The sequence below is a fragment of the Thermoactinospora rubra genome (assembly GCF_002093975.1).
GTDB lineage: Bacteria > Actinomycetota > Actinomycetes > Streptosporangiales > Streptosporangiaceae > Nonomuraea > Nonomuraea rubra_A.
Map to the genome: position 1 here is coordinate 17,762 of NZ_KZ084333.1, position 26,146 is coordinate 43,907.

Below are 26,146 nucleotides of genomic sequence, written 5' to 3' on the forward strand. Positions count from 1 at the left end.
CAGTTAGGCTCAGCGCATGAGAATCCTTCTTGTGGGAGCCGGCGGCGTCGGCTCCGCCATGGTCAAGATCGCCGCTCGCCGAAAGTTCTACGAACACATCGTGGTCGCCGACTCCAAACAGAGCCGGGCGGCCGAGGCGGTCGCCCGCGTGGACGACCCCCGCTTCAGCGCCATCCGGCTCGACGCCGCCGACCAGGCCCAGGTCGAGGAGGCGCTGCGCGTGCACCGCTGCGACGTGCTGTTCAACGCGGTCGACCCGCGCTTCACGATGCCGCTGTTCCGCGCCGCGCTGAACGCCGGGGCGCACTACCTCGACATGGCCATGTCGCTGTCCAGGCCCCATCCGCGCGAGCCGTACCGCAAGACGGGCGTCAAGCTCGGCGACGAGCAGTTCGCGCTGGACGGCCAGTGGCGCGACCGCGGGCGGCTGGCGCTGGTCGGCATGGGCGTCGAGCCCGGCCTGGCCGACGTCTTCGCCCGCTACGCCGCCGACCACCTGTTCGGCCGGGTCGACGAGATCGGCGTCAGGGACGGCTCCAACCTCGTCGTCGACGGCTACGACTTCGCCCCCACCTTCTCCATCTGGACCACCATCGAAGAGTGCCTCAACCCGCCGGTGATCTGGGAGAACGGCGACTGGCACACCACCGAGCCGTTCAGCGAGCCGGAGATCTTCCACTTCCCCGAGGGCATCGGGCCCGTGGAGTGCGTCAACGTCGAGCACGAGGAGGTCCTGCTGGTCCCGCGCTGGATCGACGTGGGGCGCGTGACGTTCAAGTACGGCCTGGGCGAGGAGTTCATCGCCGTCCTCAAGACCCTCCACAAGCTGGGCCTGGACAGCGCCGAGAAGGTGCGCGTGGGCGGCGTCGAGGTATCGCCGCGCGACCTGGTGGCGGCCCGGCTGCCCGACCCCGCCACGCTGGGCGAGCGCATGCGGGGCAAGACATGCGCGGGCACCTGGGTCAAGGGGCTGGGCAAGGACGGCACGCCGCGCGAGGTGTACCTCTACCACGTGGTGGACAACGCCTGGTCGATGGCCGAGTACGGCGCGCAGGCCGTGGTCTGGCAGACCGCCGTCCACCCGGTCGTCGCGCTGGAGCTGCTGGCCCACGGGGTGTGGCGGGGCGAGGGCGTGCTCGGGCCGGAGGCGTTCGACGCCGTGCCGTTCCTGACGCTGCTGGAGGAGTACGGCTCGCCGTGCGGCATGCGCGAGGAGCACCGGCTCCTGGCGGCCTAGGCCCGGCCCGCGCCGGGACGCCGCCCGCTCAGCGGGTGGGGAAGGCGAGGACGGTGGCGAGCTGGGCGGGGAAGAGCGCCTCCGCGCAGTCGTGGCAGGCCATCACCGCGGACTCGTCCGGCAGGCGGCCGACGCGCACGCGCGGCCGCGGCCACTTCTTGTGGCAGACCACGCAGGCGTCGCCGAAGCACTGGGCCAGGGTGAGGCTCTCAGGGTCGAACGTCACCATGCTGTTCACCGTTCCGGTCGGGCCCCAGTTCATCGAATGTCGGGGCGGAGACCCTCGCCGTCAGACGGGAGAGGAAGCCCCTTCCTCCCTCGGTTTTGTCGGTGGGGTCGGCTAGGTTGATCACATGTCCCGGTTCCGTCTCCAGCCCACGCCTGCCCAAGAGGCGGCGTTGCTGGAGCACTGCGCGCATGCGCGGTTTGTGTGGAATCTGGCGGTGGAGCAGCACGCGCACTGGCGGCTGGGACGGGCCGGCGCGCCGGGCTACGGTGAGCAGTCGCGTCAGTTGACCGAGGCGCGCGCGGCGTTTCCCTGGCTGCGTGCGGGCAGCCAGACGGTGCAGCAGCAGGCGTTGCGGGACTTCGCCCAGGCCATGGCCAACTTCTTCAACGGCACCCACGACCGGCCGACCTGGCGCAAGGCCGGGCGGCACGAGGGGTTCCGCATCGTCGGGACCCGGGGACGGCACTGGGAGGCGCGCCGCGTCTCGCGGCAGGTGGGCGAGGTGAGGATCCCCAAGGTGGGATGGGTGCGCTTCCGCTGGTCCCGCCCCATCCCCGAGGGGGCCAAGTCCTTCCGCGTCACCCGGGATCGGGCCGGGCGCTGGCATGTGGCCTTCGCCGCGCTCCCCGCCCCGATCCCCGCACCGGGCACCGGCGAGATGGTCGGCGTGGACCGCGGGGTCGCCGTCAGCGCCGCCTTGTCCACCGGCGAGCTGCTGACCGCACCCGGCTTGACCACATCGGAGCAGGTTCGGCTGCGCAGGCTTCAGCGCAGGCTGGCCCGCGCCCGGCGCGGGTCGAACCGCCGGGCGAAGGCCAAAACCCAGATCGCCCGGCTGAAGGCCCGCGAGAGCGACCGGCGCAGGGACTGGGTGGAGAAGACTTCTACCTGCCTGGCCCGCCGGTTCGACGTGATCGCCGTGGAGGAGCTGAATATCCGTGGCATGACCCGCTCGGCGCGCGGCACCGTCGAGGCGCCCGGCCGGAACGTGCGGGCCAAGGCCGGGCTGAACCGGGGCATCCTCGGCTCCGGCTGGGGCCGGTTGGCAGAGCGGCTGGAACACAAGGCGCCCGGCCGGGTGGTGAAGGTCAACCCCGCGTACACGAGCCAGCGGTGCTCGGCGTGCGGGACCGTGGATCGGAACAGTCGCGAGAGCCAAGCACTGTTCCGCTGCCGGTCCTGCGGAGTCGCCGGCCACGCGGATGTGAACGCGGCCCGCAACATCAAACTGGCGGCAGGGCGTGCCGTGTCTGCGCGGGAAGGGCCACGCGATGGCGGGCCGGTGCACCGCGAACCTCAACCTGTCCTCCTTTCCGTGTAGGTCGGTGGGTTGGAATCCCCTCGTTTACGAGGGAGAGGACGTCAACACGCTCCCCGAAGTGATCGCCCGGGCCTGTACCGGATCCGTTATAGCCGTGCCGGCCGGTCCGGTCGTCCAGCTCAGCGTCAAGGGTGAGTGAAAAGTCCACCCGGGCGCCTGCCGTACGGCAACAAAGAAGGGCATCCATCGCAAGACGGATGCCCTTTTTGTCCCCAGAAATGCCTACCCCCGAAAAATCGCGAGGGGTGCGGCTCGCTCTGGCCGCGAGGGGCGCGGCTCGCTCTGGCCGCGAGGGAAGAGCGAGCCTTTCGGGCGCCCCGAGCCGTCACGCCATAGGCGTGACCATCGACACAGCCTTTTCCAGGATGGACAGGCCCTCTTCCAGAAGGTGCTCGGGCATGACCAGCGGCGGCAGGAAGCGGAGCACGTTGCCATAGGTTCCGGCGGTGAGGACCACCAGGCCCTCGGCGTGGCAGCGCTTGACGATCTCCTGGGTGGCCGTCGGGTTGGGGATCTTGGTGCCGGGCTCGACGAGCTCGATCGCGATCATCGCGCCGCGGCCGCGCACGTCGCCGATGACGTCGTGGCGCTCCTTGAGGCTCTCCAGGCGCGGCAGCATGATCTCGCCGATCCGCCGGGCCTTGGCGACCAGGTCCTCGGCCTCGATGGTCTCCAGCACGGCCAGCGCGGCCTCGCAGGCCAGCGGGTTGCCGCCGTAGGTGCCGCCCAGGCCGCCCACGTGCACCTTGTCCATGAGGTCCGCGCGCCCGGTGACGGCGGCCAGCGGCAGGCCGCCCGCGATGCCCTTGGCGGTGCAGATGATGTCCGGCACCACGCCCTCGTCCTCGCAGGCGAACAGGTCGCCGGTGCGGGCGAAGCCGGTCTGGACCTCGTCGGCGATGAACACGATGCCGTTGTCGCGGCAGAACCGCGCGATGCGCGGCAGGAAGCCGCGGGCCGGGACGATGAAGCCGCCCTCGCCCGCGATCGGCTCGATGACCACCGCGGCGACGTTCTCCGCGCCGATCTGCTTGGTGATCACGTCGACGGCCTGGGCGTAGGCCTCCTCGGCGCAGTTGCCGGGCCCGGTCGGCCAGCGGAAGGGGTAGGCCAGCGGCACCCGGTACACCTCGGGCGCGAACGGCCCGAACCTGTGCTTGTACGGCATGCTCTTGGCGGTGAGCGTCATCGTCAGCAGCGTGCGCCCGTGGTAGCCGTGGTCGAACACCACGACCGCCTGGCGGCCGGTGGCGTGGCGGGCCACCTTGACGGCGTTCTCCACGGCCTCCGCGCCCGAGTTCACCAGGAACGTTCGCTTCTCGTGGTCGCCCGGGGTGAGCCGGTTCAGCTTCTCGCAGACGGCGACGTACGACTCGTACGGCGTGACCATGAAGCACGTGTGCGTGAAGTCGGCGACCTGCCTCTGCACCCGGGAGACCACGCGCGGGGCGGCGTTGCCGACGTTCGTCACGGCGATGCCCGAGCCGAAGTCGATGAGGGAGTTGCCGTCGGCGTCCACGACGACGCCGCCGCCCGCCTTGGTGACGAAGACCGGCAGCGTCGTGCCGATGCCGGGCGGCACGGCGGCCTGCTTGCGGGCCAGCAGTTCCTGCGACCTGGGGCCGGGGATGGAGGTGACGAGGCGGCGCTCCTGCGGAAGACTCATGCTCCCGACGGTATGGCGGGCGGCGCGCCGGACCGATACTCCGCTGTGGCACGATGGCCTGAGAGACCTGCGCCGAAATGGACAAACGCCGGTGGCCCCAACCCTGGAGACCGTGGTCAGGCGGCTGCGCCTGCCGGTGCTGGCGGGCGGCCTGGCCGTGCCCGTGCGCTGGGTGGCGGTCAGCGAGCTGGAGGATCCCACGCCGTTCCTGGAGGGCGGGGAGCTGCTGCTGACCACGGGGATGCGGCTGGCCCCGCCGTACGAACCGTATATCCGCCGGCTGATCGAGCGCGGGGTGGCCGGGCTGGGGTTCGGCGTGGGGCTCGGGCACGACACCACGCCGCCCGAGCTGGTGGAGGCCGCACGCGCCGCGGGGTTGCCGCTGGTGGAGGTGCCGCGCGAGACGCCGTTCATCGCCATCGGCAAGGTCGTCAGCGAGGCTCTGGCCGCCGAGCAGTACGAGGAGCTGAGCCGCGCCTTCGCGGCGCAGGGCCGGCTCACCAGGGCCGCGCTGGAGGGCGTGGAGGCGGTGGTCGGCCGCCTGGCCGGGGAGGTGGGCGGCTGGGCGGCGCTGCTGGAGGAGGGCGGAGCGGTCCGGCACGCGACGCCGGGCGCGGACGTCGAGCCCGTGGTGGAGGAGCTGGCGAGGCTGCGGCGGGCGGCTCCCGTGGCGGGCAGGGCGCCGTCCTCGCTCGCCCTGTCCTCGCCCGGCGCGCACATCGTGGTCCAGCCGCTGGGCAGCGGGCGCCGCATCCGCGCCTTGCTCGCCGTGGGGGCCCGGCACCCCTTCTCGCCCGTCACCCACACCGTGATCAACACGGCCGCGTCGATCCTCACCCTGGCGCTGGAGCGCGGCCGGGTCCAGGCCGCCGCCGAACGCCGCGTCCGCGCCGCCGTCCTGCGCCTGCTCCTGGCGGGGCAGACCGGGGAAGCGCGCGAGGCGCTGGCCCGGCTCGGCGAGCGGCTGCCGGACGAGCCCGTCGTCACGCTGGTGACCGCCGGCGAGGTGAGAGCCGGAGGCTTCGTGGCGGACGGCGCCGAGGGCGAGCTGATCGTGCTGGCCCACGTGCAGGAGGCGGAGCGCGTGGCCGCCGAGCTGCCCGGCGCGGCGGGGATGGGCGGCCCGGTGCCCCTGGACCGGCTGGCCGAGGGCGTCGAGCAGGCCAGGCAGGCGTTCGCGGCGGCCAGGCGCGGCGGCACGCTGGTGCGCTTCACCGAGCTGGCCGGACAGGGCCTGCTGTCGCTGCTGGACCCCGCCGCCGCCAGAGCCTTCGCCGCCGCCCTGCTGGCCCCGCTGCTCGAGTACGGCTCCCGCGCCGACCTGGTCGGCTCGCTGGCGGCCTACCTGGCCAGCAACGGCCACTGGGACGCCGCGGCGCAACGGCTCGGCATCCACCGGCACACCCTGCGCTACCGGATGAGGCGCGTGGCCGAGCTGCTGGGCCGGGACCTGGACGATCCCGGGGTGCGGGCGGAGCTGTGGGTGGCGCTGGCCTGCCTGCGCTGACCTCCTGGGGCCGCTTGCCGCCTATCGGCGCGGGCCTATGTCCCTGCCCGCCAGGTAGCAGCAGATCGTCGCCGTGGTCACCGCCTCGTAGACGCGGTCGTCGCGCAGGTGCCCGGCACGTTCCAGGCTGATCGCCCCCTGCGCGGCGGCCCACAGCGCGTCGGCGATCTTGCGGGGCTGCGTGGGGATGAGATACCCGGCCGAGATGCAGTCGGCGATCACCCGGTCGAAGATGTTGAGCGCGGCCCGCGCCAGCGTCCTGGCCCGCTCGCTCGGCTCGAAACCGGGGATGGCCCGCTCGAACATCAGGCTGAAGTAGCCCGGCTCGGCCAGGCAGGCGGCCCGGTAGGCGGGGCCCAGCGCGGTGAGGTACTCGAACGGGTCGTGTCGCGGCGGCACCGACTCCAGGTGCTTCCTGATCCGCTCGAAGCCCTCCAGGTACAGCGCCTCGGCCAGGCCCTCCCTGTTGCCGAACATGGTGTAGATGACCGTGGTCGAGCATCCGGCCTCGGCGGCGATCCGGCGCATGGACAGGCCCTCGGGCCCGTCGCTGGACAGCATCTTGATCGCCACGTCGAGGAGACGCGAGCGCAGCTCGTCGTGTGTCGCGCGTTCACCGAGGAGATAGGCGCCCTGCAGGCCCAGCGGCGCCGACGTCATGAGCCACACCCTTCCGGCAGAGTCATCCGGTGGATCCTTAGCCCGGGCGGAGATCGTTCAAACCGCTCCACACGCTAAACATCCTGAATTAGTGCCAGTTTCGTTACATAGTGGGGTTTGTGCGTAACGGAGGGGTCGGGCGGGGTTCTTGTGCAGGCAGGCGTGGTCCCTCCGGCGACGGGTGAACTAGCGTCGAGGTATGGACGTGCGCACTTTCTGGCTCGCCGGACGCCCCGCCACCGGGGACTCCGAGCTCACCGTCACCAACCCCCACGACGGGCGCGTGGTCGCCGCTCACTCCGTGCCCACCGAGGCCCAGGTCGAGGAGGCCGTCGCCGCCGCCGACGCGGTGGCCAAGGAGGCGGCGGCGCTGCCCGTCCACGTGCGCGCCGAGGCCCTCGCCCACGTGTCGCGCCGCATCGCCGAGCGCGCCGACGAGCTCGCCCACCTCATCACCAGCGAGAACGGCAAGCCCCTCATGTGGGCGCGCGCCGAGGTCGGCCGGGCCGTGTCCACCTTCCGCTTCGCCGCCGAGGAGACCCGGCGCTGGTCCGGCGGCGTGATGCGGCTCGACACCGAGCCCGCCGCGGCCGGGCGCCTGGCCTACGTCTCGCGCGTGCCGTACGGGCCGGTCCTGGCGATCACGCCGTTCAACTTCCCGCTGAACCTCGTCGCCCACAAGGTCGCCCCGTCGATCGCCGTCGGCGCCCCCGTCGTCGTCAAGCCCGCCCCCGCCACGCCGTTGTCGGCCCTGGCGCTGGGCGAGATCCTGGCCGAGACCGACCTGCCGGCCGGGATGTTCTCCGTGCTGCCGGTGCCCAACGACCGCGCCGCCTCGCTGGTGAACGACCCCCGCCTGCCGGTGGTCTCCTTCACCGGGTCGGGCCCGGTCGGGTACTCCATCATGGACTCCGTGCCGCGCAAGCACGTCGTCCTGGAGCTGGGCGGCAACGCCGCGGCCGTGGTGCTGCGCGACGCCGACCTCGACTGGGCGGCCTCCCGCATCGCGCTGTTCTCCAACTACCAGGCCGGGCAGAGCTGCATCGCCGTCCAGCGCGTCATCGTCGAGGAGCCGGTCGCCGAGGCCTTCCTCGGCAAGCTGCTGCCGGCCGTCTCCGCCCTGGTGACCGGCGACCCGTTCGACGAGAAGACCCAGGTCGGGCCGCTGGTCTCCGAGGCCGCCGCCGAGCGGGTCGAGCAGTGGATCGAGGAGGCGGTCGCCGCGGGCGCCCGCGTGCTGGCCGGCGGCACCCGCGACGGCGCCGCCATCGCGCCGACCGTGCTGGCCGACGTGCCCGCCGACGCCAAGGTCTCGGCCGAGGAGGTCTTCGGGCCCGTCATGGTCGTGCAGACCGTCCCGTCCGCCGACGCCGCCTTCGAGGCGGTCAACTCCTCCAGGTACGGCCTGCAGGCCGGGGTGTTCACGCGCTCGCTCGACCTGGCCTTCCGCGCCAACCGGGAGCTCGAGGTCGGCGGCGTGATCATCGGGGACGTGCCGTCCTACCGGGCCGACCAGATGCCGTACGGCGGGGTCAAGGAGTCGGGCGTGGGACGCGAGGGCCTGCGCTCGGCCATGGAGGACCTGACCTACGAGAAGACGATGGTGCTCACCGGGCTGACGCTTTAGAGGCGCTTCTCGAAGCAGACGCTCTCCGCGCAGCCGGCATACGGGCCGAACCTCGGGATCGGCGCGAAGCCGGAGGAGGTGTAGAGGGAGATCGCCTCCTGGAACAGCCGGCCGGTCTCCAGGCGCAGCACGCCCATGCCGCGCTCCTTCGCGAGATCCTCGATCTCGCGAAGGAGCAGCCGCGACAGGCCGCGCCCGCGTGCCGCCGACCGGACGTACATGCGCTTCACCTCGCCGACGCCGGGCTCCAGCGGCTGGAGCCCGGCGCACCCGAGCGCCCGGCCGCCCTCCATGAGCAGGACGAACTCGATGCGGGGGTCGAGGTGCTTGGGGGTGTCGTCGACGACGTGCCGCTGCCGCCAGGCCAGCTCGGCCTGCTGCTCGGCGCACAGCTCGAGGACCACGGGGGAATCGCCCGGCGGGCGGGTGAGCGTGACCTCCATGACCCGTGAAGCTAGCCGACGTCGTGTTTCGTAGGTATTACGAGAGCTTCGCCAAGATCATGTCCAGCTTGTCGTCCATGGTGTCCATCCGGCCGCGAAGCTCCGCGATCTCACCCTTGAGCTCGTCGCGAACTGTGTCGATCTTTCGGTCGACCGTGTCGATCTTGCGGTCGAGGGTTGCGATGTCGCCCTTGAGCTCGTCTCGAACCGTGTCGATCTTGCGGTCGAGGGTTGCGATGTCGCCCTTGAGCTCGTCTCGAACCGTGTCGATCTTGCGGTCGAGGGTTGCGATGTCGCCCTTGAGCTCGTCCCGAACCGTGTCGATCTTGCGGTCGAGGGTCGCGATCTCACCCTTGAGCTCGTCCCGAACCGCGTCGATCTTGCGGTCGAGGGTTGCGATGTCGCCCTTGAGCTCGTCGCGGACGGCGGCCAGATCCTCCTTCGAGGCCAGCTTCTCCCAGGTGAGACCGAACATCGGCTCGAGATAGTCCAGGGATTCCTCTCGTATCCGCTGGGGCAGTTCGTCAAGGGTCTTCTGCATTGAGGCCGCCTTCACCAGGATCGGCTGGGCCTGGAATACCCAGGACTCCAGTGCGCCGACGCGCTCCTCCAGGGACATCACCGGTGTCACTGTACCCTCCTCAACGTCGTCGATAACTGTCATCACGCTCGCTCCGCCGTACTGAAAAGCGCCTTGGCCACCTCCCCGAAGTAGGGCCCGTACATGGTGCGGCTGTCGTTGCTGTACTTGAAGCTGCTCACCGACGTGACGACGCCGCGGCCGGTGCCCGGGTCGAAGGACGACAGCCACGGGCCGCCGCTGGAGCCGGCCGTCATGTCGCAGCCCAGGCCCTGGTCGCGCGTGGCGTCGTGGGGGTCGTCGTGGACGCGGCCGGAGCAGTAGACGAGGTGCTCGCCGTCGTAGGGAGGGTCGGCGGGGTAGCCGAAGCCGAAGATCTGGCCGCCGCGGGGCCGGTTGAAGGCGATCTCCTGGAAGCCCACGACGTCGGCCACGTGGCGCCCGCCCGACCGGTTGAGCGCCACCATGCCGAGGTCGTGGCTGTCGTCGCCGCTGCGGGCCCACGGGCCCGCGACGAACATGCGGCGGGCGGTGAAGGAGCCGTAGGGACGCTCGCCGCCCCTGCGGTAGCCGGGGACGAAGGTCCAGTTGCGCGCCCAGGCGCCCGCGCCGTCCTTGACGCAGTGCCCGGCGGTGACGACGAGGTCCCGGTTGGCGCTGCGGACCGTGCCGGCCGAGCACACGAAGTCCACCCCGTCGAGGGTGAGGAAGACCCGTCCGGTGGTGCGCGTGACCGCGCCGCCGGTCAGCCAGCGCGATCCGGAGGTGGTGGTGAGGGGCCGGGCCGACTGGTGGCGCGGGATCACCCTGGCGGCGCCGTTGGCCAGCTCGGGCGCGAGGCCGAGGCCGACCCTGCCGGTCAGGCCGCCCTCGTCGATGAGGCCGCCCTTGCCGACCAGATCCCCCTTGCCGATGAGGCCGCCCTTGCCGACCAGCCGGTTCTTGGCGGCGGGGCCGTCGGCGGAGAAGGCGTCGAGCAGGTCGATGGGCAGGGCGGCGGCCATGCGCTCGGGGGTCCAGTAGTCGAGCACGCGCTGCTGGTCGGCGGGCGTCCGGGCGGCGGCGTGCTCGACGACGTCGGTCCGCTGAGCCTGGGCGGCCGGGCGGACGATCGGCTGGGGAACTCCGGGGGCCGCGCCGACCAGCGCGGGGCCCAGGAGGCCCGCGACGAGCGGTGCGGCCGCCAGCAGTGGGGTGCTCAGGGTCATGGCCCCCGAGTGTGCACGACGAGATGTGCTCTTGTGGCTACTTTCCGTAAAGATCCTTATGCGGCTCCGGTGGATTGTGCCTCGTTGTAAACGGCCTGCGCCTCATTTCCGAAGTAAGGGCCGAACATCCAGTTGGGGGCGAAGTTGTATTTGAAGCTGTTCACCGAGTTCACCGTTCCGTGCCCGGTGGACTCGTCGAAGCCGACCAGCCACGGCCCGCCGCTCGACCCGCCCGTCATGTTGCAGGTGAGCCCGTGGTCGCGGGAGAGCAGGAAGTCGTCGAAGGCCCGCCCGGCGCAGTAGATGAGCTTGGAGCCGTTGTACGGCGCGGCGGCCGGGTAGCCGAAGGCGTACATCTGCTGCCTCCTGGGCTGGTTGAACGCCACGCCCTGCCCGCCCACGACGTCGGTGAGCGACCTGCCCTGCTGCGGGGCGACCACGGCGGCGGCGATGTCGTAGTTGATGTCCTCCCGGGCGTTCCACTGCGGCGTGGTGATGAGCTTGGTGGCCACCCAGGTGCCGTAGGGGCGCTGCCCGTTGTCGTAGCCCGGCACGAACACCCAGTTGGTGTGGAAGGCGCCGCCCAGCTTGACGCAGTGCCCCGCCGTGATCACGACGCTCTTGTTCGCGCTGGTCACGGCGCTGCCCGAGCAGGAGGCGTTGCGTCCCTGGTAGGTGAAGAACACCCGGCCGGTGGTCCTGACGACCTGGCCGCCCTTGGTCCAGGGGTTGCCGGTGCTCACCGTCGCCTGGGGGTCGGTGGGCGGGGCGGTCCAGCGGGTGCCGTTGGGCTGGCCGGGCTCGCCCTGGCCGTTGCCGGCGGGGGGCCTGGGCGCCGGGGCGGCGAGCGGCTGGGCGTTGGCCATCTTCGACGGCGTCCAGTAGTCGAGCACCTGACGCTGCTCGGCTCTGGTGTCGGCGGCCTCCTCCTCGGCGGGCGGCGCGGTCTTGGGCGCGGCGCCCGCGGGGGCGGCCGGCAGGAGCAGACCCCCGGCGGCGAGGGCGGAGAGGGAAAGCAGAGCGAGTCTGCGATGCATGGGGTTACCTCCCGGAACCTGATCTGAGGTTGGAAGGTAACGGGGCCAATATCCGCATTTCTCATGATCTGCGAATTCGGATATAGCGGTATTCCGACATAAATAAACCTGAATATCCTGGTTAACATGAGTTTCCCGTACGGCCCCGCCGTACGGGAAAGGGCCGGAGCGCCTGCCGGCCGGGCACGGGCGGCCATCACGCGGACAGGCGGTGCAGGGGATCGCGTTGCCGAGCACGTCCGCGGTCAGGGGACAATGGGCGGGTGCAGTCAACGAGCCCGCGTTCAGTGGTCGTCCTCGGCTCCACCGGTTCCATCGGCACCCAGGCCCTCGACGTCGTCCGCCGGGCCCGCTACACCGTGGCGGGGCTCGCGGCCGGGGGCGGGCGGGTGGACCTGCTGGCCGAGCAGGCGGCGGAGTTCGGCGTGCCCGTGGTCGCCGTCGCCGAGGCGGCGGCCGTGCCCGCGCTGAAGGAGGCCCTGGCCGCGCGCCGCGTCAGCCCCGAGGTGCTCGCCGGGCCCGAGGGCGTGGCCCAGGTGGCCGCGCTGCCGTGCGACACGGTGCTCAACGGCATCACCGGAGCGTTGGGGCTGACCTCCACGCTGGTGGCGCTGGAGGCGGGCCGCACGCTCGCGCTGGCCAACAAGGAGTCGCTCATCATCGGCGGCCCGCTGGTCAAGCGGCTGGCCAAGCCGGGCCAGATCGTGCCGGTCGACTCCGAGCACTCCGCGCTCCAGCAGTGCCTGTGGGCCGCCGGCCCCGGCGGCTACGACCCCGACGCCGTGCGGCGGCTGGTGGTCACGGCCAGCGGCGGGCCGTTCCGCGGGCGCACGCGGGCCGAGTTGACCGACGTCACGCCCGAGATGGCGCTGGCCCACCCGACCTGGTCGATGGGCCCCGTGATCACCGTCAACTCGGCCACGCTCGTCAACAAGGGGCTGGAGGTCATCGAGGCGCACCTGCTGTTCGACCTCGGCTTCGACCGGATCGAGGTGGTCGTGCACCCGCAGTCGATCATCCACTCGATGGTCGAGTACGTCGACGGCTCGACCATCGCCCAGGCCAGCCCGCCCGACATGCGCCTGCCCATCGCGCTGGCCCTCGGCCACCCGTACCGGCTGCCCGGCGCGGCCCCCGCGGTCGACTGGACCCGCGCCCACACGTGGACCTTCGAGCCGCTCGACGACGAGGCCTTCCCCGCCGTCGCCCTGGCGCGCGAGGTCGGCACGGCGGGCGGCACGGCCCCGGCGGTCTACAACGCCGCCAACGAGGTGTGCGTGGAGGCGTTCATGCGGGGCGCGCTGCCGTTCCTGGCCATCGTGGACACGGTTGCGCGCGTGGTGTCCGAACATGTGGTGACATCGGCGGACACGGTGGACGAAGTGCTGGCGGCGGACGCCTGGGCTCGGGCGCGCGCCCGCGAACTGACCACCTAAACTGGCAAGGTGACTTCCGTAGCACTCGGCATCCCCTCGGTCCGTCCCAAGCCGATCGCCGAACGCCGCCGCTCCCGGCAGATCATGGTCGGCTCCGTGCCGGTCGGCGGCGACGCACCCATCTCCGTCCAGTCGATGACCACCACGGTCACCGCCGACGTCAACGCCACCCTGCAGCAGATCGCCGAGCTGACGGCCGCCGGCTGCCAGATCGTCCGCGTCGCCGTCCCCTCGCAGGACGACGCCGACGCCCTGCCGATCATCGCCAAGAAGTCGCAGATCCCGGTCATCGCCGACATCCACTTCCAGCCCAAGTACGTCTTCGCCGCGATCGAGGCGGGCTGCGCGGCGGTCCGGGTCAACCCCGGCAACATCAAGAAGTTCGACGACAAGGTCGGCGAGATCGCCAAGGCGGCCAAGGACCACGGCGTGCCGATCCGCATCGGCGTCAACGCCGGGTCGCTGGACCCCAGGCTGCTGCAGAAGTACGGCAAGGCCACCCCGGAGGCGCTGGTGGAGTCGGCGCTGTGGGAGGCCTCGCTGTTCGAGGAGCACGACTTCCGCGACATCAAGATCTCGGTCAAGCACAACGACCCGGTGGTGATGGTCAACGCCTACCGGCAGCTGGCCGACAAGTGCGACTACCCGCTCCACCTGGGCGTCACCGAGGCGGGCCCGGCCTTCCAGGGCACGATCAAGTCGGCCGTGGCCTTCGGCGCGCTGCTGGCCGAGGGCATCGGCGACACCATCCGGGTCTCGCTGTCGGCGCCGCCGGTGGAGGAGGTCAAGGTCGGCATCGCCATCCTGGAGGCGCTCGGGCTGCGCGAGCGGGGCCTGGAGATCGTCTCCTGCCCGTCCTGCGGCCGTGCCCAGGTCGACGTCTACACGCTGGCCAACCAGGTCCAGGCCGGTCTGGAGGGCCTGAAGGTGCCGCTGCGCGTGGCGGTCATGGGCTGCGTCGTCAACGGCCCCGGCGAGGCCCGCGAGGCCGACCTGGGGGTGGCCTCGGGCAACGGTAAGGGCCAGATCTTCGTCAAGGGCGAGGTCATCAAGACCGTGCCGGAGTCGCAGATCGTCGAGACCCTCATCGAGGAGGCGCTGCGGCTGGCCGAGGAGATGGGCGTCGAGGTCGACCTGGATGACGACGACGCCCCCGGCCCCGAGGTGGTCGTCCGCTAGCAGGCCAAGCCCGTGCCGCTCCACCGCGGGAAGCGGCGGCGCGGTGACGGCGTAGAGGACCTCGCCGAGCGTCGGCGAGGTCCTTCCTGTCTGTCCCTCCATCTCCTCTCATCCTGAACACGTCGCGCCCGGGACCGGGTTGGAACTGTGTCATGAACGGCTGACAAGTTGGCAATACGCTCGGTCACCATGCGATCACTCTGAGATCATGCGGGTCGGACCTGCGAGCAGAGGAGAGCATCCGGGTGAAACGAGCGGTGGGGATAGTCGCGATCGTGACGATGCTGGGTGCCGTGGGAGGTGCGCCGGGGACCGCCGGCGCCCGGTCCTTCCCGCGCTCCGCGCTGGCCTGGGGGCCGTGCGAGGACAGGCCCTCCGGTGGGGCGGCGCCGGCGGTGGAGGTGGAGTGCGCGGAGCTGCGGGTCCCGCTGGACCACCGGGAGCCGACCGGCCAGCAGATCACGCTCGCGCTCAACCGGATCAAGGGCACGGTCTCGCGCGATCACAACCACCTGGGCACCCTGCTGGTGAACCCGGGCGGGCCGGGCGCCTCCGGCCGGCGGCTGGCCCCGTACGTGGCGGCGATGCTGCCCCCGGGGCTGGCCAGGCGGTACGACATCGTCGGGTTCGACCCGCGCGGCGTCGGCGGGAGCGAGCCCAGCCTCAGCTGCGTGGACCCGGAGGTCTACTACAAGCCGCCGCGTCCCGACCAGGTGCCGCGCTCGGCCGAGGACGAGGACGTGCTGCTCGGCCGGGCCAAGGAGTACGCCACGAGCTGCGGCAACCGGTGGGCGTGGTTCCTGCCGTACCTGACCACCGAGAACGCGGCCAGGGACATGGACGTCATCCGCCAGGCGCTGGGCGAGGAGAAGATCAGCTACCTGGGCTACTCCTACGGCACCTACCTCGGCGCCGTCTACGCCACGCTCTTCCCCGACCGGGTCAAGCGGCTGGCCCTGGACAGCGCGATCGACCCCTCGGGCGTGTGGTACGAGGACAACCTGGCGCAGAACCGCTCCTTCGAGCGCCGTCACCGGGCCTTCCTGGCCTGGACCGCCCGGCACGACGAGGTCTACAAGCTCGGCGGCTCGCTCCGGCAGACGAGCTTCGCGTGGTCCTCGATGCGGTCGCGGCTGCGCGAGCGGCCCGCGGGGGGCGTGGTGGGCCCGAGCGAGCTGGACGACCTGTTCACCATGGCCGGCTACACCGACACCGTCTGGCCGCAGCTGGCCGCCGCCTGGTCGGCGTACGTGCTCAGGGGCGACGTCGAGGAACTGGTGGCCGCCTACCGGCTGCGCGCCCACAACGACAAGGAAGACGAGAACGGCTACGCGGTCTACCTCGGCGTCGAGTGCCGCGACGCCGCCTGGCCGCGCGACTGGACGCGCTGGCGGGCGGACATGACGCGGCTGCACCGGGAGGCGCCGTTCCTGACCTGGCCCAACGCCTGGTACAACGCGCCGTGCGCGTTCTGGCCGGTGCCCGGCGGCACGCCCGTCGACGTCAGGGGGTCGGAGAAGCTGCCGCCCGTCCTGATCCTGCAGGCGCGCGACGACGCGGCCACGCCGTACCGCGGGGGGATGGCCATGGCCAGGCGCTTCCCGACGGCCGGGGTGGTGACGGACGGGGGCGGCAACCACGGGGTCTCCCTGGCGGGCAACGAGTGCGTCGACCGCCACCTGGTGGCCTACCTCACCGACGGCACCCGGCCGAGGCGGGCCTCCTGCCGGGCGCTGCCCGAGCCGCGGCCGATCCAGCAGATGGCCGCGGGCGGACGTACCCGACATGAGCGGCTCACGGAGATCCTCCGGGTCCGGGGGTAGGCTGACCATGTGATGCTGCGCACTTCGGCCTCGCGCGTTCTGGACGACGGCGATCGGGACGAGGTCATCGCGCTCCTCGACACCGATCCGATCGCGAACGTCTTCGTGGCCTCCCGGGTGCGCACGGTCGGGCTCAACCCCGCGCGGCTGGGCGGCCAGATGTGGGGGTACGGCCCTCGCGGCTCGCTGGTGTCGCTGTGCTACGCGGGCGCGAACATGGTGCCGGTGAACGCCGGGCCGGAGGCCGTCCACGCCTTCGCCGACCGCGCCCGCCGCCAGGGGCGCCGCTGCTCGTCCATCGTGGGCCCGGTCGAGGCGGTCTCCCAGCTGTGGGAACGGCTGGAGCCGCACTGGGGCAGGGCCCGCGCGATCCGCTGGCGCCAGCCGGTGATGGCCACCTCCCGCAGGCCGCCGATCCCGGCCGACCCGCTCGTGCGGCGGGTGCGGCCGGAGGAGTTCGACATCCTCCTCCCGGCGTGCGTGGCGATGTTCACCGAGGAGGTGGGCATCTCCCCCAACATCGGCGACGGCGGGGCGTTGTACCGCAACCGGGTGGCCGAGTTGATCAGGATCGGCCGGTCCTACGCGCGCATCGACGACGGGCGGGTGGTCTTCAAGGCCGAGATCGGCGCGGTCACCCCGCACGCCTGCCAGATCCAGGGCGTGTGGGTGGCGCCGGAGCTGCGCGGCCGCGGTTACGCCGCCGCGGGCATGGCCGCGGTGGTGGAGGCGGCGCTGGAGTGCTTCGCGCCGATCGTGACGCTGTACGTCAACGACTACAACCACGCGGCCCGCGCCGTCTACCGCAAGGTCGGCTTCCAGGAGGTCGACACCTTCATGTCGGTACTTTTCTAGACTTCTCTAGCTGTGCTGGTTGATTTCTGGTTCGACCCGAGCTGCCCCTACACCTGGAACGCCGCCCGCTGGCTGCTGGAGGTCGAGCGGGTCCGTCCCGTCACCGTCCGCTGGCAGATCCTCAGCCTGTCGGCGCTCAACGAGCACCTGGAGGTGGACCCGGAGGGCGACACCGAGGGCTACCTGTGGTATCCCGCCCGGGGAGTGGGCCGCGTCGGCGGCCAGGTCGGCACGCCGATCATCGCCACCGACGGGCTGGCCTGCTTCGGCCCGGTGATCTCGCGGATCCCGCGCGGTGAGGAGGCGGGGCGGCTGTGGGACGGCGTGGTCCTGGTGGCGGGCACGCCCGGCTTCCACGAGCTCAAGGGCCCGCCGGCGGAGTGAGGACCAGCCGGGCGAACAGCCGATCCAGCTCCCGCTCCGGGTCGTCGGTGAGGCCGGGATGGACCGGTCCGGTCTGCACGATCGTGCTGCGCGGCGCGGTCAGCCACCGGAAGCGGCTGCCCGGAGACTCCTCCGCCAGCGGCCCGGCATCCTCGCCGCAGGCCAGCTCGTAGGCGCTGAGTGCCTGCCGTACCGCCTCGACGTCGGCGGCGGGGTCGAGGGCGCGCAGCCGCCGCTCGTCGAGCTCCACCCGCGCGCACAGGTAGCCGCGCGGCTGGCAGTACAGCAGCACGCCCGCGTTGATGAGCTCGCCGCGCTCGACGTGGGGGACGACGCGGATGACCGCGTACTCGTAGGCGTCCATCACGGCGTCCCCCGGTGGAAGGCGCCGACCGAGCCGGGGCCGGTGCGCCGCCGTTCGTCGTGCCTGATCTCCCAGCCCTCCCGCGCCCGCCGGTGCAGGTGCTCGACGTACGCCTGCCGTACGGCCCGAGCCGACTCGAACCCCGGCTCGTCCTCCAGCCACTCGTCGGGTACCAGCGCGGCCACCTCCTCCAGCAGGTCCCTGCCGATCTCCAGGGCGCCGTCCTCGGTGGCGAAGGGCGCCAGCACGTGGTCGGAGGCGTCGTAGGGGCGGCGCGGGTCGGCGCTCTTCCAGTTGTGGTGGAACCACAGCGCGGCGCCGTGGTCGATGAGCCAGACGTCGCCGTGCCACAGCAGCAGGTTGGGGTTGCGCCAGCTGCGGTCCACGTTGTGGACCAGCCCGTCGAACCACAGCACCCGGGAGGCAAGCAGCGGGTCGGGCGTCCAGGTGAGCGGCTCGAAGCCGAGCGCGCCGGGCAGGAAGTCGACCGCCAGGTTGAGCCCCGCGCTGTTCTTCAGCAGCTCCTGGATCTCCTCGTCCGGCTCGCGGACGCCGAACCGCGGGTCCAGGTCGATCAGCTTGAGCTCGGGGGTGCGCAGGCCGAGCCGGCGGGCCAGCTCGGCGCAGATGATCTCGGCGACGAGGACGCGGCGTCCCTGGCCGGCACCGCGGAACTTCACGACGTAGGTGCCGAGGTCGTCGGCCTCGACGACGCCCGGCAGGGAGCCGCCCTCGCGCAGGGGCGCCACGTAGCGCGTCGCCGTGATCCGTTCGAGCACGCCCTGAAGGCTACATCTTCGCGATGACCTCCTCGGCGAAGCGCTCCATCGTCACGCGCTTGAGCTCCAGCGAGCCGTACCCGGCCCTCTCCTCGGGCGAGGCCAGCCACCAGGGCGCGGCCATGGTGGCGGTGACGCCCTTGCCGGCGAACCGGCGGTAGGTGGCGGCGTCGGGCATGACGGCGAGGGGCGCGACGACGTCCAGGGCCTCGCGCGGCCTGCCGTACTCGGCGAGGAAGCCGTGCAGCTTGGCGAGCACTTCGTCGAGCTGCTCCTCGGTGTAGACGCGGTTGCCGATCCAGCCGTCGCCCAGCCGTGCGGCGCGGCGGAGGGCGGCGTCGCTGTCGCCGCCGACGTAGACGGGGATCGGGCGCCGCGGCGTCGGCGCGATCGACAGCGGCGGCAGGCCGTCGAGCTCGACGGTCTCGCCCCGCCACAGCCGGCGCAGGATCGGGATCATGGCGTCCAGGCGGCGGCCCCTGGTGTGGAAGTCCTGGCCGGTGGCGGTGAACTCCTCCTTGCACCAGCCGACGCCGACGCCGAACGTCACCCTGTCGCGGGAGAGGACTGCGGCGGTGGAGACCAGCTTGGCGACCGTGAACAGGTCGCGGGCGGGGGCGACGTAGACGTTGGGGGAGAAGCGCAGCGTGGAGGTCACGGCGGCCATCGCGCCGATCGTCACCCAGGGGTCCGGCCAGTGCGTGGCGGCGTCCCAGCGGGGCCTGCCGCTCTTCGAGTAGGGGTACGGCGAGGCGAACTCGGCGTAGAACAGGTGGTCGGACAGCGTGAGGGTGTCGAAGCCGTACTGCTCGGCCATGCGCGCCAGCTCGACGAACTCCCCGGCGTCCACGAACGACGCCCCCAGCCAGAACCTCAACGCCCTGCCTCCTCGCCGTCCGCCGTGCCGTCCGTCCTGGAAGGGGCGGTGTCCCTCATCCCGCGAACTCCGGAATCACCTTGGTCGCGAAGAGCTCCAGGTTCCGCTTGACCGTGTCCAGCGGAAGCACGCCCTGCTGCCCCTGCATGTACAGCCCGAACCACTCCAGGTCCGGCATCCGGTCGAGCATGCGCTGGATGCCGCGCTTGACGTCGTCCGGCGAGCCGAACAGCGCCATCTCCACCTCGTTCATGCGCTTGACGTCGCCCTTCTCCGGCGAGATGGGCCGGTGCCGGTCGTCCTCCTTCTTCCGCAGCACCTCCAGATACCCGAACGGCCCGAAGAAGGCGGCGAAGTCCTTGGGGATGCCCTTGCCGTAGGTGTTGATCGCCTCCTCGGTCGTGTCCGCGATCCCGACGATCTTGAGGATTCCCGTGTGCTCGCCCAGCTTGTAGTGCCTGCCGCACTTGGCGGACTCCTCCTGGTACAGCCGCGCCTTCGCCGCGTGGTCGTCCGGGTTGGGCGTGAACAGCCACGGCAGGATGTCCTCCTGCGCGGCGCGGATGACCGAGCGGTCGGAGATGGTGAACGGCTGCCACAGCTCCGGATGCGGGTACTGGTACGGCCGCGGGCAGACCGACACGGACACCACGCGGCCCTCGTCGTCCAGCTCGCCCGGGGCGCCGAAGGTCCGGGTCCACTCCTGGGCCGGCCAGCCTTCGATCCCCTCATAGGGATAAGGCACCTCATAGTCCAAAATTTCGGACTTGTAGCGCAGCGTGTCCTGCGTCCACGCCATCTTCATGATCTTCAGGATCTCCCCGAAGACGTCGAAGTTGCGCGTGTCCGAGGCCGAGCCGTCCGACCGCGCGGCGGCGGCGTGCCAGCGCTGCCCCAGCACGTTCATCCACCGGTTCTGGTACCCGCGGGCCACCCCCAGCCGCAGCCGCCCCTTGGAGAACTGGTCGAGCAACGCCACGTCCTCGGCGGCCCGGATCGGGTCCCACGCCGGGAGCACCAGCCCCAGCGGCGCGAGCAGGATCCGCTCGGTCCGCGCCGCCAGGTCGGTCAGGAACATCAGCGGGTTGACCGAGAACTCCATGCCCTCCGAATGGAAGTGGTGCTCGGTCATCATCAGCGCGTCGAACCCGATCCGGTCGGCGTGCACCGCGATCTCGCGCACCTCGTGCAACAGCTTCTGGTACGACTCGGTGTCCCGCCCGATGGGCCGCCTGGCGCGGGCGTTCTCCTCGGCGGCGTACCCCGAGCCGGGGATCTGGGGGTTCAAGAAGATGGCGAACTTCACCGCGAACCTCTTTCAGCCATGGATGGATGCGAGCCACTGGGAGACGACGAGCGTGAACTCGGCGGGCCGTTCCTCGTGCAGGCGGTGGCCGCTGCCCGGCCAGCAGACCGTCCGGGAGGCGGGGTGCTTGAACAGGCCCGACTCCCAGGTGGCCTGCGCCGGGTCGGACCAGAAGGACAGGACGGGGCACTCGCGGCGGGACAGGTACGGCTCGGCGGCCGGGCGGGTGCCGATCGCCTCGGGCCCGGCCCACAGGGACTCGAAGGCCTCGGCCAGCACGTGCGGGGGAGTGGCCAGCAGCCGCCGCCGGTGCCATTCGCGCAGCCAGGCGGGGGAGGCGGGGGTGTAGCACCACTGGTCGATGCCGACGGCCGCCGCGCGCGGGTCGGGGCCGCGCAGGCCGTCCAGCAGCCGCAGGGACAGCGCGCCGACCCGCTCGGGGAAGCCGTAGCCGGGGTCGACCGCGACCAGCGCGGCGACGAGGGAGGGATGCTCGACGGCCAGGCGGGAGACGATCACCGCGCCCATCGAGTGGCCCACCGGCACGCAGCGGGCGACGCCGAGGTGCTGGAGGAGCTCGACCAGGTCGAGGGTCATCCGGCCGACCGTGTTGCCGGTGGCCAGGCAGGTGGAGTAGCCGTGTCCCCGCAGGTCGACGGCGATCACCCGGTGCTCGCGCGCCAGCGCGGGCAGGTGGTGCACCCACTGGTGGGAGTCGGCGCCCCAGCCGTGGACGAGCAGCAGGGTGGTGTCGCCGGAGCCGTCGTCGGTGTAGAACAGCCTCACGCCGGTCCGCAGCTCCAAGAACATGGCAGCAAGCTACTCTAAGATTCGATACCGAGCAATCGCTTGGTCGAGGAGGGGTCCCGGATGCGCCTGGGTGTCACGATGTTCGCCACCGATCTGTCCATGCCGGTCACCGAGCTGGCCAGGGCGGTCGAGGAACGCGGGCTGGCCTCGCTGTACCTGCCGGAGCACACCCACATGCCCGTCTCCACGGCCGCCTCGCCGATGGAGTCGCCGCTGCCCGAGCAGTACAAGCGCACCCTCGACCCGCTCGTCGCGCTGGCCGCGGCGGCGGCCGTGACCGAGCGGATCACGCTGGGCACGGGCATCCTCCTGGCCGCCCAGCGCGACCCCATCGTCACCGCCAAGGCGATCGCCACCCTCGACCACCTGGCTCCGGGGCGCGTGGCCGTCGGGGTGGGGTTCGGCTGGAACCGGGCCGAGGTCGAGAACCACGGCGTGCCGTACGAGAGCAGGAGGGCGGTCGTGCGGCGCAACGTGCTGGCCATGAAGGCGCTGTGGAGCCAGGAGGTGGCCGCCTTCGACGGCTTCGAGCCGTCCTGGTCCTGGCCCAAGCCGTCGCGGATGCCGCCCGTCTACCTGGGCGGCGCGGCCGGGCCCAAGCTGTTCGCCCACATCGCCGAGTACGCCGACGGCTGGATCCCGATCGGCGGCAGGGGCGTCAAGGCGGCGCTGCCCGCCCTGCGCCAGGCGTGCGGCGACCGTCCGGTGCGGGTCATCCCCTTCGGGTCGCGGCCCACGCCGGAGAAGCTGGAGTACTTCGCCTCGCTGGGCATCGACGAGGTGGTCGCGAACGTCCCCGGTGGTCCCGTCGGCACCGTGCTCCCGGCGCTGGACGAGCTCGCTGCCATAATGGCCGCCTATGTCCGAGATCACCCCGCTCCGCGCTGAGGATCCGCGGCGCCTGGGGCCCTACACGCTCGTCGGCCGCCTCGGGCAGGGCGGGCAGGGCGTGGTCTACCTGGGCGACCCGCCGGTCGCGGTCAAGCTGCTGCACGCCAGCGTGGCCGACGACCCCGCGGTACGGCGGCGCTTCCTGGCCGAGGTCGAGGCCGTGCGCAGGGTCGCGCCCTTCTGCACGGCGCAGCTGCTCGACGCCGACCTCGAGGGGGACCGGCCGTACCTGGTCAGCGAGTACGTCGAGGGGGTGTCGCTGCGCGAGCACGTCGTGACGCGGGGGCCGCGCACCGGGGGATCGCTCGACCGGCTGGCGATCGGGACGGCCACCGCGTTGAGCGCGATCCACCGGGCGGGCGTGGTGCACCGGGACTTCAAGCCGGGCAACGTGCTGCTCGGCCTCGACGGGCCGCGGGTGATCGACTTCGGCGTGTCGCGGTTGATGGACGCCGCGGCGACCGTCACGCGGCCGGCGGTCGGGACGCCGGCGTACATGGCGCCCGAGCAGATCAAGGGGGAGGCGGCCGGGCCGGAGGCGGACGTGTTCGCGTGGGCGCTGACCATGGCGTACACGGCGAACGGGCGGCACGCCTACCAGGGGGAGACCTACCAGGAGGTGCTGGCGAGGGTCCTGTACGGCACGCCGGACCTGGGAGCGCTGTCGGGGCGGTTGCGGGAGATCGTCGAGGCGTGCCTCGCGCACGAGCCGTCGGCGCGGCCGGGCGCCGAGGAGGTGCTGCGGTGGCTCCAGGCGGCCCATGCCGCGCCGGCCACCGGCCCGATGCGGGACCAGGGGAGCACTGTAGTCGGTGGTGCGCCGGGCCGGGGGAGGCGGCGGTTGCGGTGGTGGCAGGGGGTGGTGATCGCGGCGGGGGCCGCGGCGGCGGCCGGCGGGTTCGCGATGTGGGTGAACGCCCCCAAGGTGCCGGACCTGCGGGGCACGTGGAGCGGCACGGCCGAGCACCCCAGGGCGGGCCGCGTGTTCCCCGTCGAGCTGATCGTCGACCCCGGCGGCCGGTCCCGCCTGCGCTGGGGCGCCGACCTGCACTGCGTGGGACGGCTGAGCCCCGCGGGCAGGCCGCTGACCTTCACGCTCGACCGCGTCACGGGCGAGGCCTGCCACCCCGGCACCGTGGTCCTCACCCCGACGCGCGACGCCAACCAGGTGGCCATCAAGGTGACACGCCGAGGTGACAGCTCCATCACCTACACGGGCACCCTCGCTCGCCCCTCTTGACCTGCTGTGTCACGGTCAGGCAGCAATCGTCCCGGCTCCGTTGACGGCGGCGATCCGGTTGCCTTCAGTGGAAAGAAGCAACGGGTGGCAGCGAGGGGAGACGCCCGTGCCGATAGCGCGACCGCTGATGACGGGGGACCCGCACAGGCTCGGAGGTTACGAGCTGGTGGGCCGCCTGGGCGAGGGCGGCCAGGGAGTGGTCTACCTCGGCGCGCGGGACGACGAGCGGTACGCGGTCAAGCTGGTCCACGGCCCGGTCGGGGAGGAGGAGGACGCCTTCCTGCGCGAGGTCGAGCTGGCCAAGCACGTGGCGCGGTTCTGCACGGCCCAGGTGATCGACGTGGGGTTCGCCGAGGACGGCCGGCCGTACATCGTCAGTGAGTACGTGGACGGGCCGTCCCTGCACCGCGAGGTGGCGCTCACCGGCCCGAAGCGCGGCGCGTCCCTGGAACGGCTGGCCGTGGGCTGCGCCACCGCGCTGGCCGCCATCCACCGCGCGGGCATCGTCCATCGCGACTTCAAGCCGCAGAACGTGCTGCTCGGCCCGGACGGGCCGCGGGTGATCGACTTCGGCCTGGCCAGGGCGCTGGACGCGGCGGCGACGCAGAGCGGCAGGGGCGTGGGGACGCCCGCGTACATGGCGCCCGAGCAGATCACCGCCTCGGCCGTGACCGGGGCCGCCGACGTGTTCGCGTGGGGCGCGACCATGTGTTACGCGGCCAACGGCTGGGCGCCCTTCGGGCAGGACTCCGTCGCGCCCGTGCTGCACCGCATCCTGACCGCCCCGCCGGAGCTGGGCCGGCTGGACGGGCAACTGGGCGTGCTGGTGAGGGCGTGCCTGGACAAGGACCCGCGCAACCGGCCGGCCAGCCGGGACCTCCTGCTGGAGCTGCTGGGCGGGTCCGACGGCGTGCCGGCGGAGGTGCTGCGCTCGCCTCCGCCGCACATCCTGCGCGCCGAGGCGTTCTCCCCGGTCCCGCCGCCCCGGACGGCCGAACCGTACCCGGAGGTGGAGGAGCCGCGGCGGGCGGAGCTGGAGAGCGGCGCACCGCCGATCGCCCAGCCGGAGACCACAGGCCTGAGCTCCGGCGGATACCGGCTCCCCGAGGAGGCCACGGGCTTGGCCACCGGCGGGCACCGGCTGCCGGAGGAGACCTCGGAGGGCAGGAAGGCGGGTCCGGCGAGCCGGGCGGGCCTCGCAGCCTCCGCGGCGCTCCTGGTCAGCACGGCCGTGCTGGTCGCCGTGCTGGTGCCGAGCCTGCGCTCCCGCGAGGTCCAGCCGCAGGCCGCGGCGCCCGCCGCCACCGCGGTCAGCAGCATGCCCGCCCTGCCGCTGCCACGGCCGCAGGTGGAGAGCGAGGTGTCCGCCGAGGGCCGTACGGCGGCGCCGCTGCACACCGCCGGGCCACGGCCGACGCCCTCCGCCACGACGCCCCAGGCCGCGCTCGTCACGGTCCCCTCCGTGGTCGGCATGGACCGTGCCGGCGCGGTGAAGGCGCTCAAGCGGGCGGGGCTGGCCGCGGGCGAGGTTGCCGAGGTGGACTCCCCGCGGAAGATCGGCCGGGTGCTGTCCGCCACGCCCGCCCCCGGCACGAGCGTGGCACGCGGCACCTGGGTGGCTCTGACGGTCTCGAACGGGGTCGTGGTGCCCCCGCTCACCGGGCTGTCCCGCAAGGCGGCCGAGTCGGCGCTGACCGGGGCGGGGCTGAAGGTGGGAGGCGTCCGGTCGACCTGTACGGCGCAGGCCGGTGGCACGGTGCTCTCCTCCGACCCGGCGGGCGGCACCCGGGTGGCGGGCGGCACGCCGGTCTCCCTGGTGGTCGCGCGCAAGGGGGCGAGCGTGCCCTCGGTGGTCGGGCAGCAGCGGGCACAGGCGCGGGCGCAGCTGCGGGCGGCGGGCTTCGCCGTACGGGTGAGGCCGCAGCTGGTGAGCGACGCCGGCCAGGCCGGCGTGGTGCTGGCCCAGAGCGTCGCGGCCGGGACGTGCGCCGCGAGCGGCGCGGCCGTGGTCATCACCGTCGGCGTCATGGCGCAGACCGGGCCGGAGCCGACCGAGCCCACGCCCACGCCCACCTCCGAGCCCAGCGCGACGGCGACCGGCTGAGCGTCAGCCGGACAGGGCCCCGGTGACGGTGCGCAGCAGCGTCTCGCGCACCTCCTCCTCCGGCAGGTCCATCGTCTGCACCACGCCCCACTCGACCGCGCCGAGCACGGCCCAGCCCCGCACGCGCGCGGCGGCGTCGGGGTCCGGCCCGGTCAGCCGCTCGTAGATGGCGTCGCGGAAGGTCATCACGGCCTCCCCGACCGAGCCGGGCGGCGCCTCGTCGAGCCTGCCGATGTCCTCCATCATCAGCCGGATGACCGTGCGGTGCTTGACCGTGAAGGCGACCAGCGCCTCGGCGAAGGCCCGGCAGTCGGGGAACTCCGCGCCGAGCAGCGCCAGCATGTCGTCGGCGGCGGGTGCGATGAGCTCGGCGGCCAGGCGGTCCTTGGGGTGGAAGTGGTAGGCGACCGCGGTCTTGGTCAGCCCGACGGCGGCCGCGATGTCGGCCAGGGACGTGGCGGCGTAGCCGCGCTCGGCGAACAGCCGCCGGGCCGCCGCCAGGATGCGGCTTCTGGTGTCGCTCCCGTCGTCGGGTGTGGTCCTGTCGAGTGTGGTCATCGTCTCATTTCCACGGGGAACCGGG

25 protein-coding genes are annotated in these 26,146 nt (G+C 72.3%); 12 read left to right on the top strand and 13 right to left on the bottom strand.

What is annotated here, in order from left to right; genetic code table 11:
• Window positions 1–16: 16 nt before the first annotated feature.
• The gene (locus BSB02_RS12940; protein ID WP_084959025.1) at window positions 17–1,237 is read left to right on the top strand and encodes a saccharopine dehydrogenase family protein; all 1,221 of its coding nucleotides are present in this window, start codon (window positions 17–19) and stop codon (window positions 1,235–1,237) included.
• A 28-nt stretch (window positions 1,238–1,265) separates the two neighbouring features.
• Here BSB02_RS12940 and BSB02_RS12945 read toward each other — a convergent pair whose 3' ends face one another.
• Window positions 1,266–1,466 (bottom strand): hypothetical protein, encoded by a 201-nt coding sequence (locus BSB02_RS12945; RefSeq protein WP_206184662.1) that lies wholly within the window; start codon window positions 1,464–1,466, stop codon window positions 1,266–1,268.
• A 124-nt stretch (window positions 1,467–1,590) separates the two neighbouring features.
• On the opposite strand from BSB02_RS12945, the gene BSB02_RS12950 reads away from it, so the two are divergent.
• Window positions 1,591–2,787: an RNA-guided endonuclease InsQ/TnpB family protein gene (locus tag BSB02_RS12950; protein WP_084959027.1), complete on the top strand. Its 1,197-nt coding sequence runs from the start codon at window positions 1,591–1,593 to the stop codon at window positions 2,785–2,787.
• Window positions 2,788–3,112: 325 nt separating this feature from the next.
• Here BSB02_RS12950 and gabT read toward each other — a convergent pair whose 3' ends face one another.
• Entirely contained in the window at window positions 3,113–4,453 is a 1,341-nt protein-coding gene (gabT, locus tag BSB02_RS12955; protein WP_084959028.1) for a 4-aminobutyrate--2-oxoglutarate transaminase, read from the bottom strand.
• Between the two features lie 91 nt (window positions 4,454–4,544).
• On the opposite strand from gabT, the gene BSB02_RS12960 reads away from it, so the two are divergent.
• On the top strand, window positions 4,545–5,960 hold the full coding sequence (locus BSB02_RS12960; RefSeq protein WP_143590587.1) for a PucR family transcriptional regulator: 1,416 nt from the start codon (window positions 4,545–4,547) through the stop codon (window positions 5,958–5,960).
• Between the two features lie 21 nt (window positions 5,961–5,981).
• Here the strand turns inward: BSB02_RS12960 and BSB02_RS12965 are convergent, their stop codons facing one another.
• Window positions 5,982–6,620 (bottom strand): TetR/AcrR family transcriptional regulator, encoded by a 639-nt coding sequence (locus BSB02_RS12965; protein ID WP_084959030.1) that lies wholly within the window; start codon window positions 6,618–6,620, stop codon window positions 5,982–5,984.
• A 199-nt stretch (window positions 6,621–6,819) separates the two neighbouring features.
• Here BSB02_RS12965 and BSB02_RS12970 point away from each other — a divergent pair, with 199 nt between their 5' ends.
• Complete coding sequence (locus BSB02_RS12970) at window positions 6,820–8,247, top strand: aldehyde dehydrogenase family protein (RefSeq protein WP_084959031.1); 1,428 nt, start codon at window positions 6,820–6,822, stop codon at window positions 8,245–8,247.
• On the opposite strand, the gene BSB02_RS12975 is transcribed toward BSB02_RS12970, so the two are convergent.
• The 4 genes from BSB02_RS12975 to BSB02_RS12990 are packed head-to-tail and all read right to left on the bottom strand — an operon-like array spanning window position 8,244 to window position 11,515.
• A complete protein-coding gene (locus tag BSB02_RS12975; RefSeq protein ID WP_084959032.1) occupies window positions 8,244–8,690 on the bottom strand; it encodes a GNAT family N-acetyltransferase in 447 nt (148 codons plus the stop codon). The genes BSB02_RS12970 and BSB02_RS12975 overlap by 4 nt on opposite strands.
• A gap of 37 nt (window positions 8,691–8,727) precedes the next feature.
• Window positions 8,728–9,357: a hypothetical protein gene (locus BSB02_RS12980; RefSeq protein ID WP_084959033.1), complete on the bottom strand. Its 630-nt coding sequence runs from the start codon at window positions 9,355–9,357 to the stop codon at window positions 8,728–8,730.
• Window positions 9,354–10,478: a trypsin-like serine peptidase gene (locus tag BSB02_RS12985; protein WP_084959034.1), complete on the bottom strand. Its 1,125-nt coding sequence runs from the start codon at window positions 10,476–10,478 to the stop codon at window positions 9,354–9,356. The genes BSB02_RS12980 and BSB02_RS12985 overlap by 4 nt, the downstream gene beginning before the upstream one ends.
• A 56-nt stretch (window positions 10,479–10,534) precedes the next feature.
• Entirely contained in the window at window positions 10,535–11,515 is a 981-nt protein-coding gene (locus tag BSB02_RS12990) for a trypsin-like serine peptidase (RefSeq protein WP_084959035.1), read from the bottom strand.
• 263 nt (window positions 11,516–11,778) lie between these two features.
• Here BSB02_RS12990 and dxr point away from each other — a divergent pair, with 263 nt between their 5' ends.
• From dxr to BSB02_RS13015, 5 genes are all read left to right on the top strand, one after another.
• Window positions 11,779–12,951: a 1-deoxy-D-xylulose-5-phosphate reductoisomerase gene (gene dxr / locus BSB02_RS12995; protein WP_084959036.1), complete on the top strand. Its 1,173-nt coding sequence runs from the start codon at window positions 11,779–11,781 to the stop codon at window positions 12,949–12,951.
• A gap of 9 nt (window positions 12,952–12,960) precedes the next feature.
• The gene (gene ispG, locus BSB02_RS13000; RefSeq protein WP_084959037.1) at window positions 12,961–14,130 is read left to right on the top strand and encodes a flavodoxin-dependent (E)-4-hydroxy-3-methylbut-2-enyl-diphosphate synthase; all 1,170 of its coding nucleotides are present in this window, start codon (window positions 12,961–12,963) and stop codon (window positions 14,128–14,130) included.
• 281 nt (window positions 14,131–14,411) lie between these two features.
• Complete coding sequence (locus tag BSB02_RS13005; RefSeq protein WP_084959150.1) at window positions 14,412–15,953, top strand: alpha/beta hydrolase; 1,542 nt, start codon at window positions 14,412–14,414, stop codon at window positions 15,951–15,953.
• Window positions 15,954–15,965: 12 nt separating this feature from the next.
• A complete protein-coding gene (locus BSB02_RS13010; protein ID WP_084959038.1) occupies window positions 15,966–16,808 on the top strand; it encodes a GNAT family N-acetyltransferase in 843 nt (280 codons plus the stop codon).
• A 12-nt stretch (window positions 16,809–16,820) separates the two neighbouring features.
• Entirely contained in the window at window positions 16,821–17,192 is a 372-nt protein-coding gene (locus tag BSB02_RS13015) for a DsbA family protein (RefSeq protein ID WP_084959039.1), read from the top strand.
• Here BSB02_RS13015 and BSB02_RS13020 read toward each other — a convergent pair.
• The 5 genes from BSB02_RS13020 to BSB02_RS13040 are packed head-to-tail and all read right to left on the bottom strand — an operon-like array spanning window position 17,170 to window position 21,328.
• Entirely contained in the window at window positions 17,170–17,556 is a 387-nt protein-coding gene (locus tag BSB02_RS13020; protein WP_084959040.1) for a DUF3037 domain-containing protein, read from the bottom strand. The genes BSB02_RS13015 and BSB02_RS13020 overlap by 23 nt on opposite strands.
• A complete protein-coding gene (locus BSB02_RS13025) occupies window positions 17,556–18,335 on the bottom strand; it encodes a HipA family kinase (RefSeq protein ID WP_084959041.1) in 780 nt (259 codons plus the stop codon). Before BSB02_RS13025 ends, BSB02_RS13020 begins: the two co-directional genes overlap by 1 nt.
• 10 nt (window positions 18,336–18,345) lie before the next feature.
• Window positions 18,346–19,212: a TIGR03619 family F420-dependent LLM class oxidoreductase gene (locus BSB02_RS13030; RefSeq protein WP_084959042.1), complete on the bottom strand. Its 867-nt coding sequence runs from the start codon at window positions 19,210–19,212 to the stop codon at window positions 18,346–18,348.
• A 55-nt stretch (window positions 19,213–19,267) separates the two neighbouring features.
• Window positions 19,268–20,518, bottom strand: coding sequence for an LLM class flavin-dependent oxidoreductase (locus BSB02_RS13035; RefSeq protein ID WP_084959043.1), 1,251 nt, complete (start codon window positions 20,516–20,518; stop codon window positions 19,268–19,270).
• A gap of 12 nt (window positions 20,519–20,530) precedes the next feature.
• Window positions 20,531–21,328 carry an alpha/beta fold hydrolase gene (locus BSB02_RS13040; protein ID WP_084959044.1) on the bottom strand — a complete coding sequence of 266 codons (798 nt, stop codon included), beginning with the start codon at window positions 21,326–21,328 and terminating at the stop codon, window positions 20,531–20,533.
• A gap of 60 nt (window positions 21,329–21,388) precedes the next feature.
• On the opposite strand from BSB02_RS13040, the gene BSB02_RS13045 reads away from it, so the two are divergent.
• The 3 genes from BSB02_RS13045 to BSB02_RS13055 all read left to right on the top strand — a co-directional run bounded on the left by BSB02_RS13045 (window position 21,389) and on the right by BSB02_RS13055 (window position 25,563).
• Complete coding sequence (locus BSB02_RS13045; RefSeq protein WP_084959045.1) at window positions 21,389–22,216, top strand: TIGR03619 family F420-dependent LLM class oxidoreductase; 828 nt, start codon at window positions 21,389–21,391, stop codon at window positions 22,214–22,216.
• Complete coding sequence (locus BSB02_RS13050; protein WP_084959046.1) at window positions 22,188–23,459, top strand: serine/threonine-protein kinase; 1,272 nt, start codon at window positions 22,188–22,190, stop codon at window positions 23,457–23,459. Before BSB02_RS13045 ends, BSB02_RS13050 begins: the two co-directional genes overlap by 29 nt.
• Before the next feature lie 106 nt (window positions 23,460–23,565).
• Window positions 23,566–25,563, top strand: a complete 1,998-nt coding sequence (locus BSB02_RS13055) for a protein kinase domain-containing protein (protein WP_143590589.1) — start codon at window positions 23,566–23,568, stop codon at window positions 25,561–25,563.
• Between the two features lie 3 nt (window positions 25,564–25,566).
• On the opposite strand, the gene BSB02_RS13060 is transcribed toward BSB02_RS13055, so the two are convergent.
• Window positions 25,567–26,121, bottom strand: coding sequence for a TetR/AcrR family transcriptional regulator (locus BSB02_RS13060; protein ID WP_084959048.1), 555 nt, complete (start codon window positions 26,119–26,121; stop codon window positions 25,567–25,569).
• Window positions 26,122–26,146 lie beyond the last annotated feature (25 nt).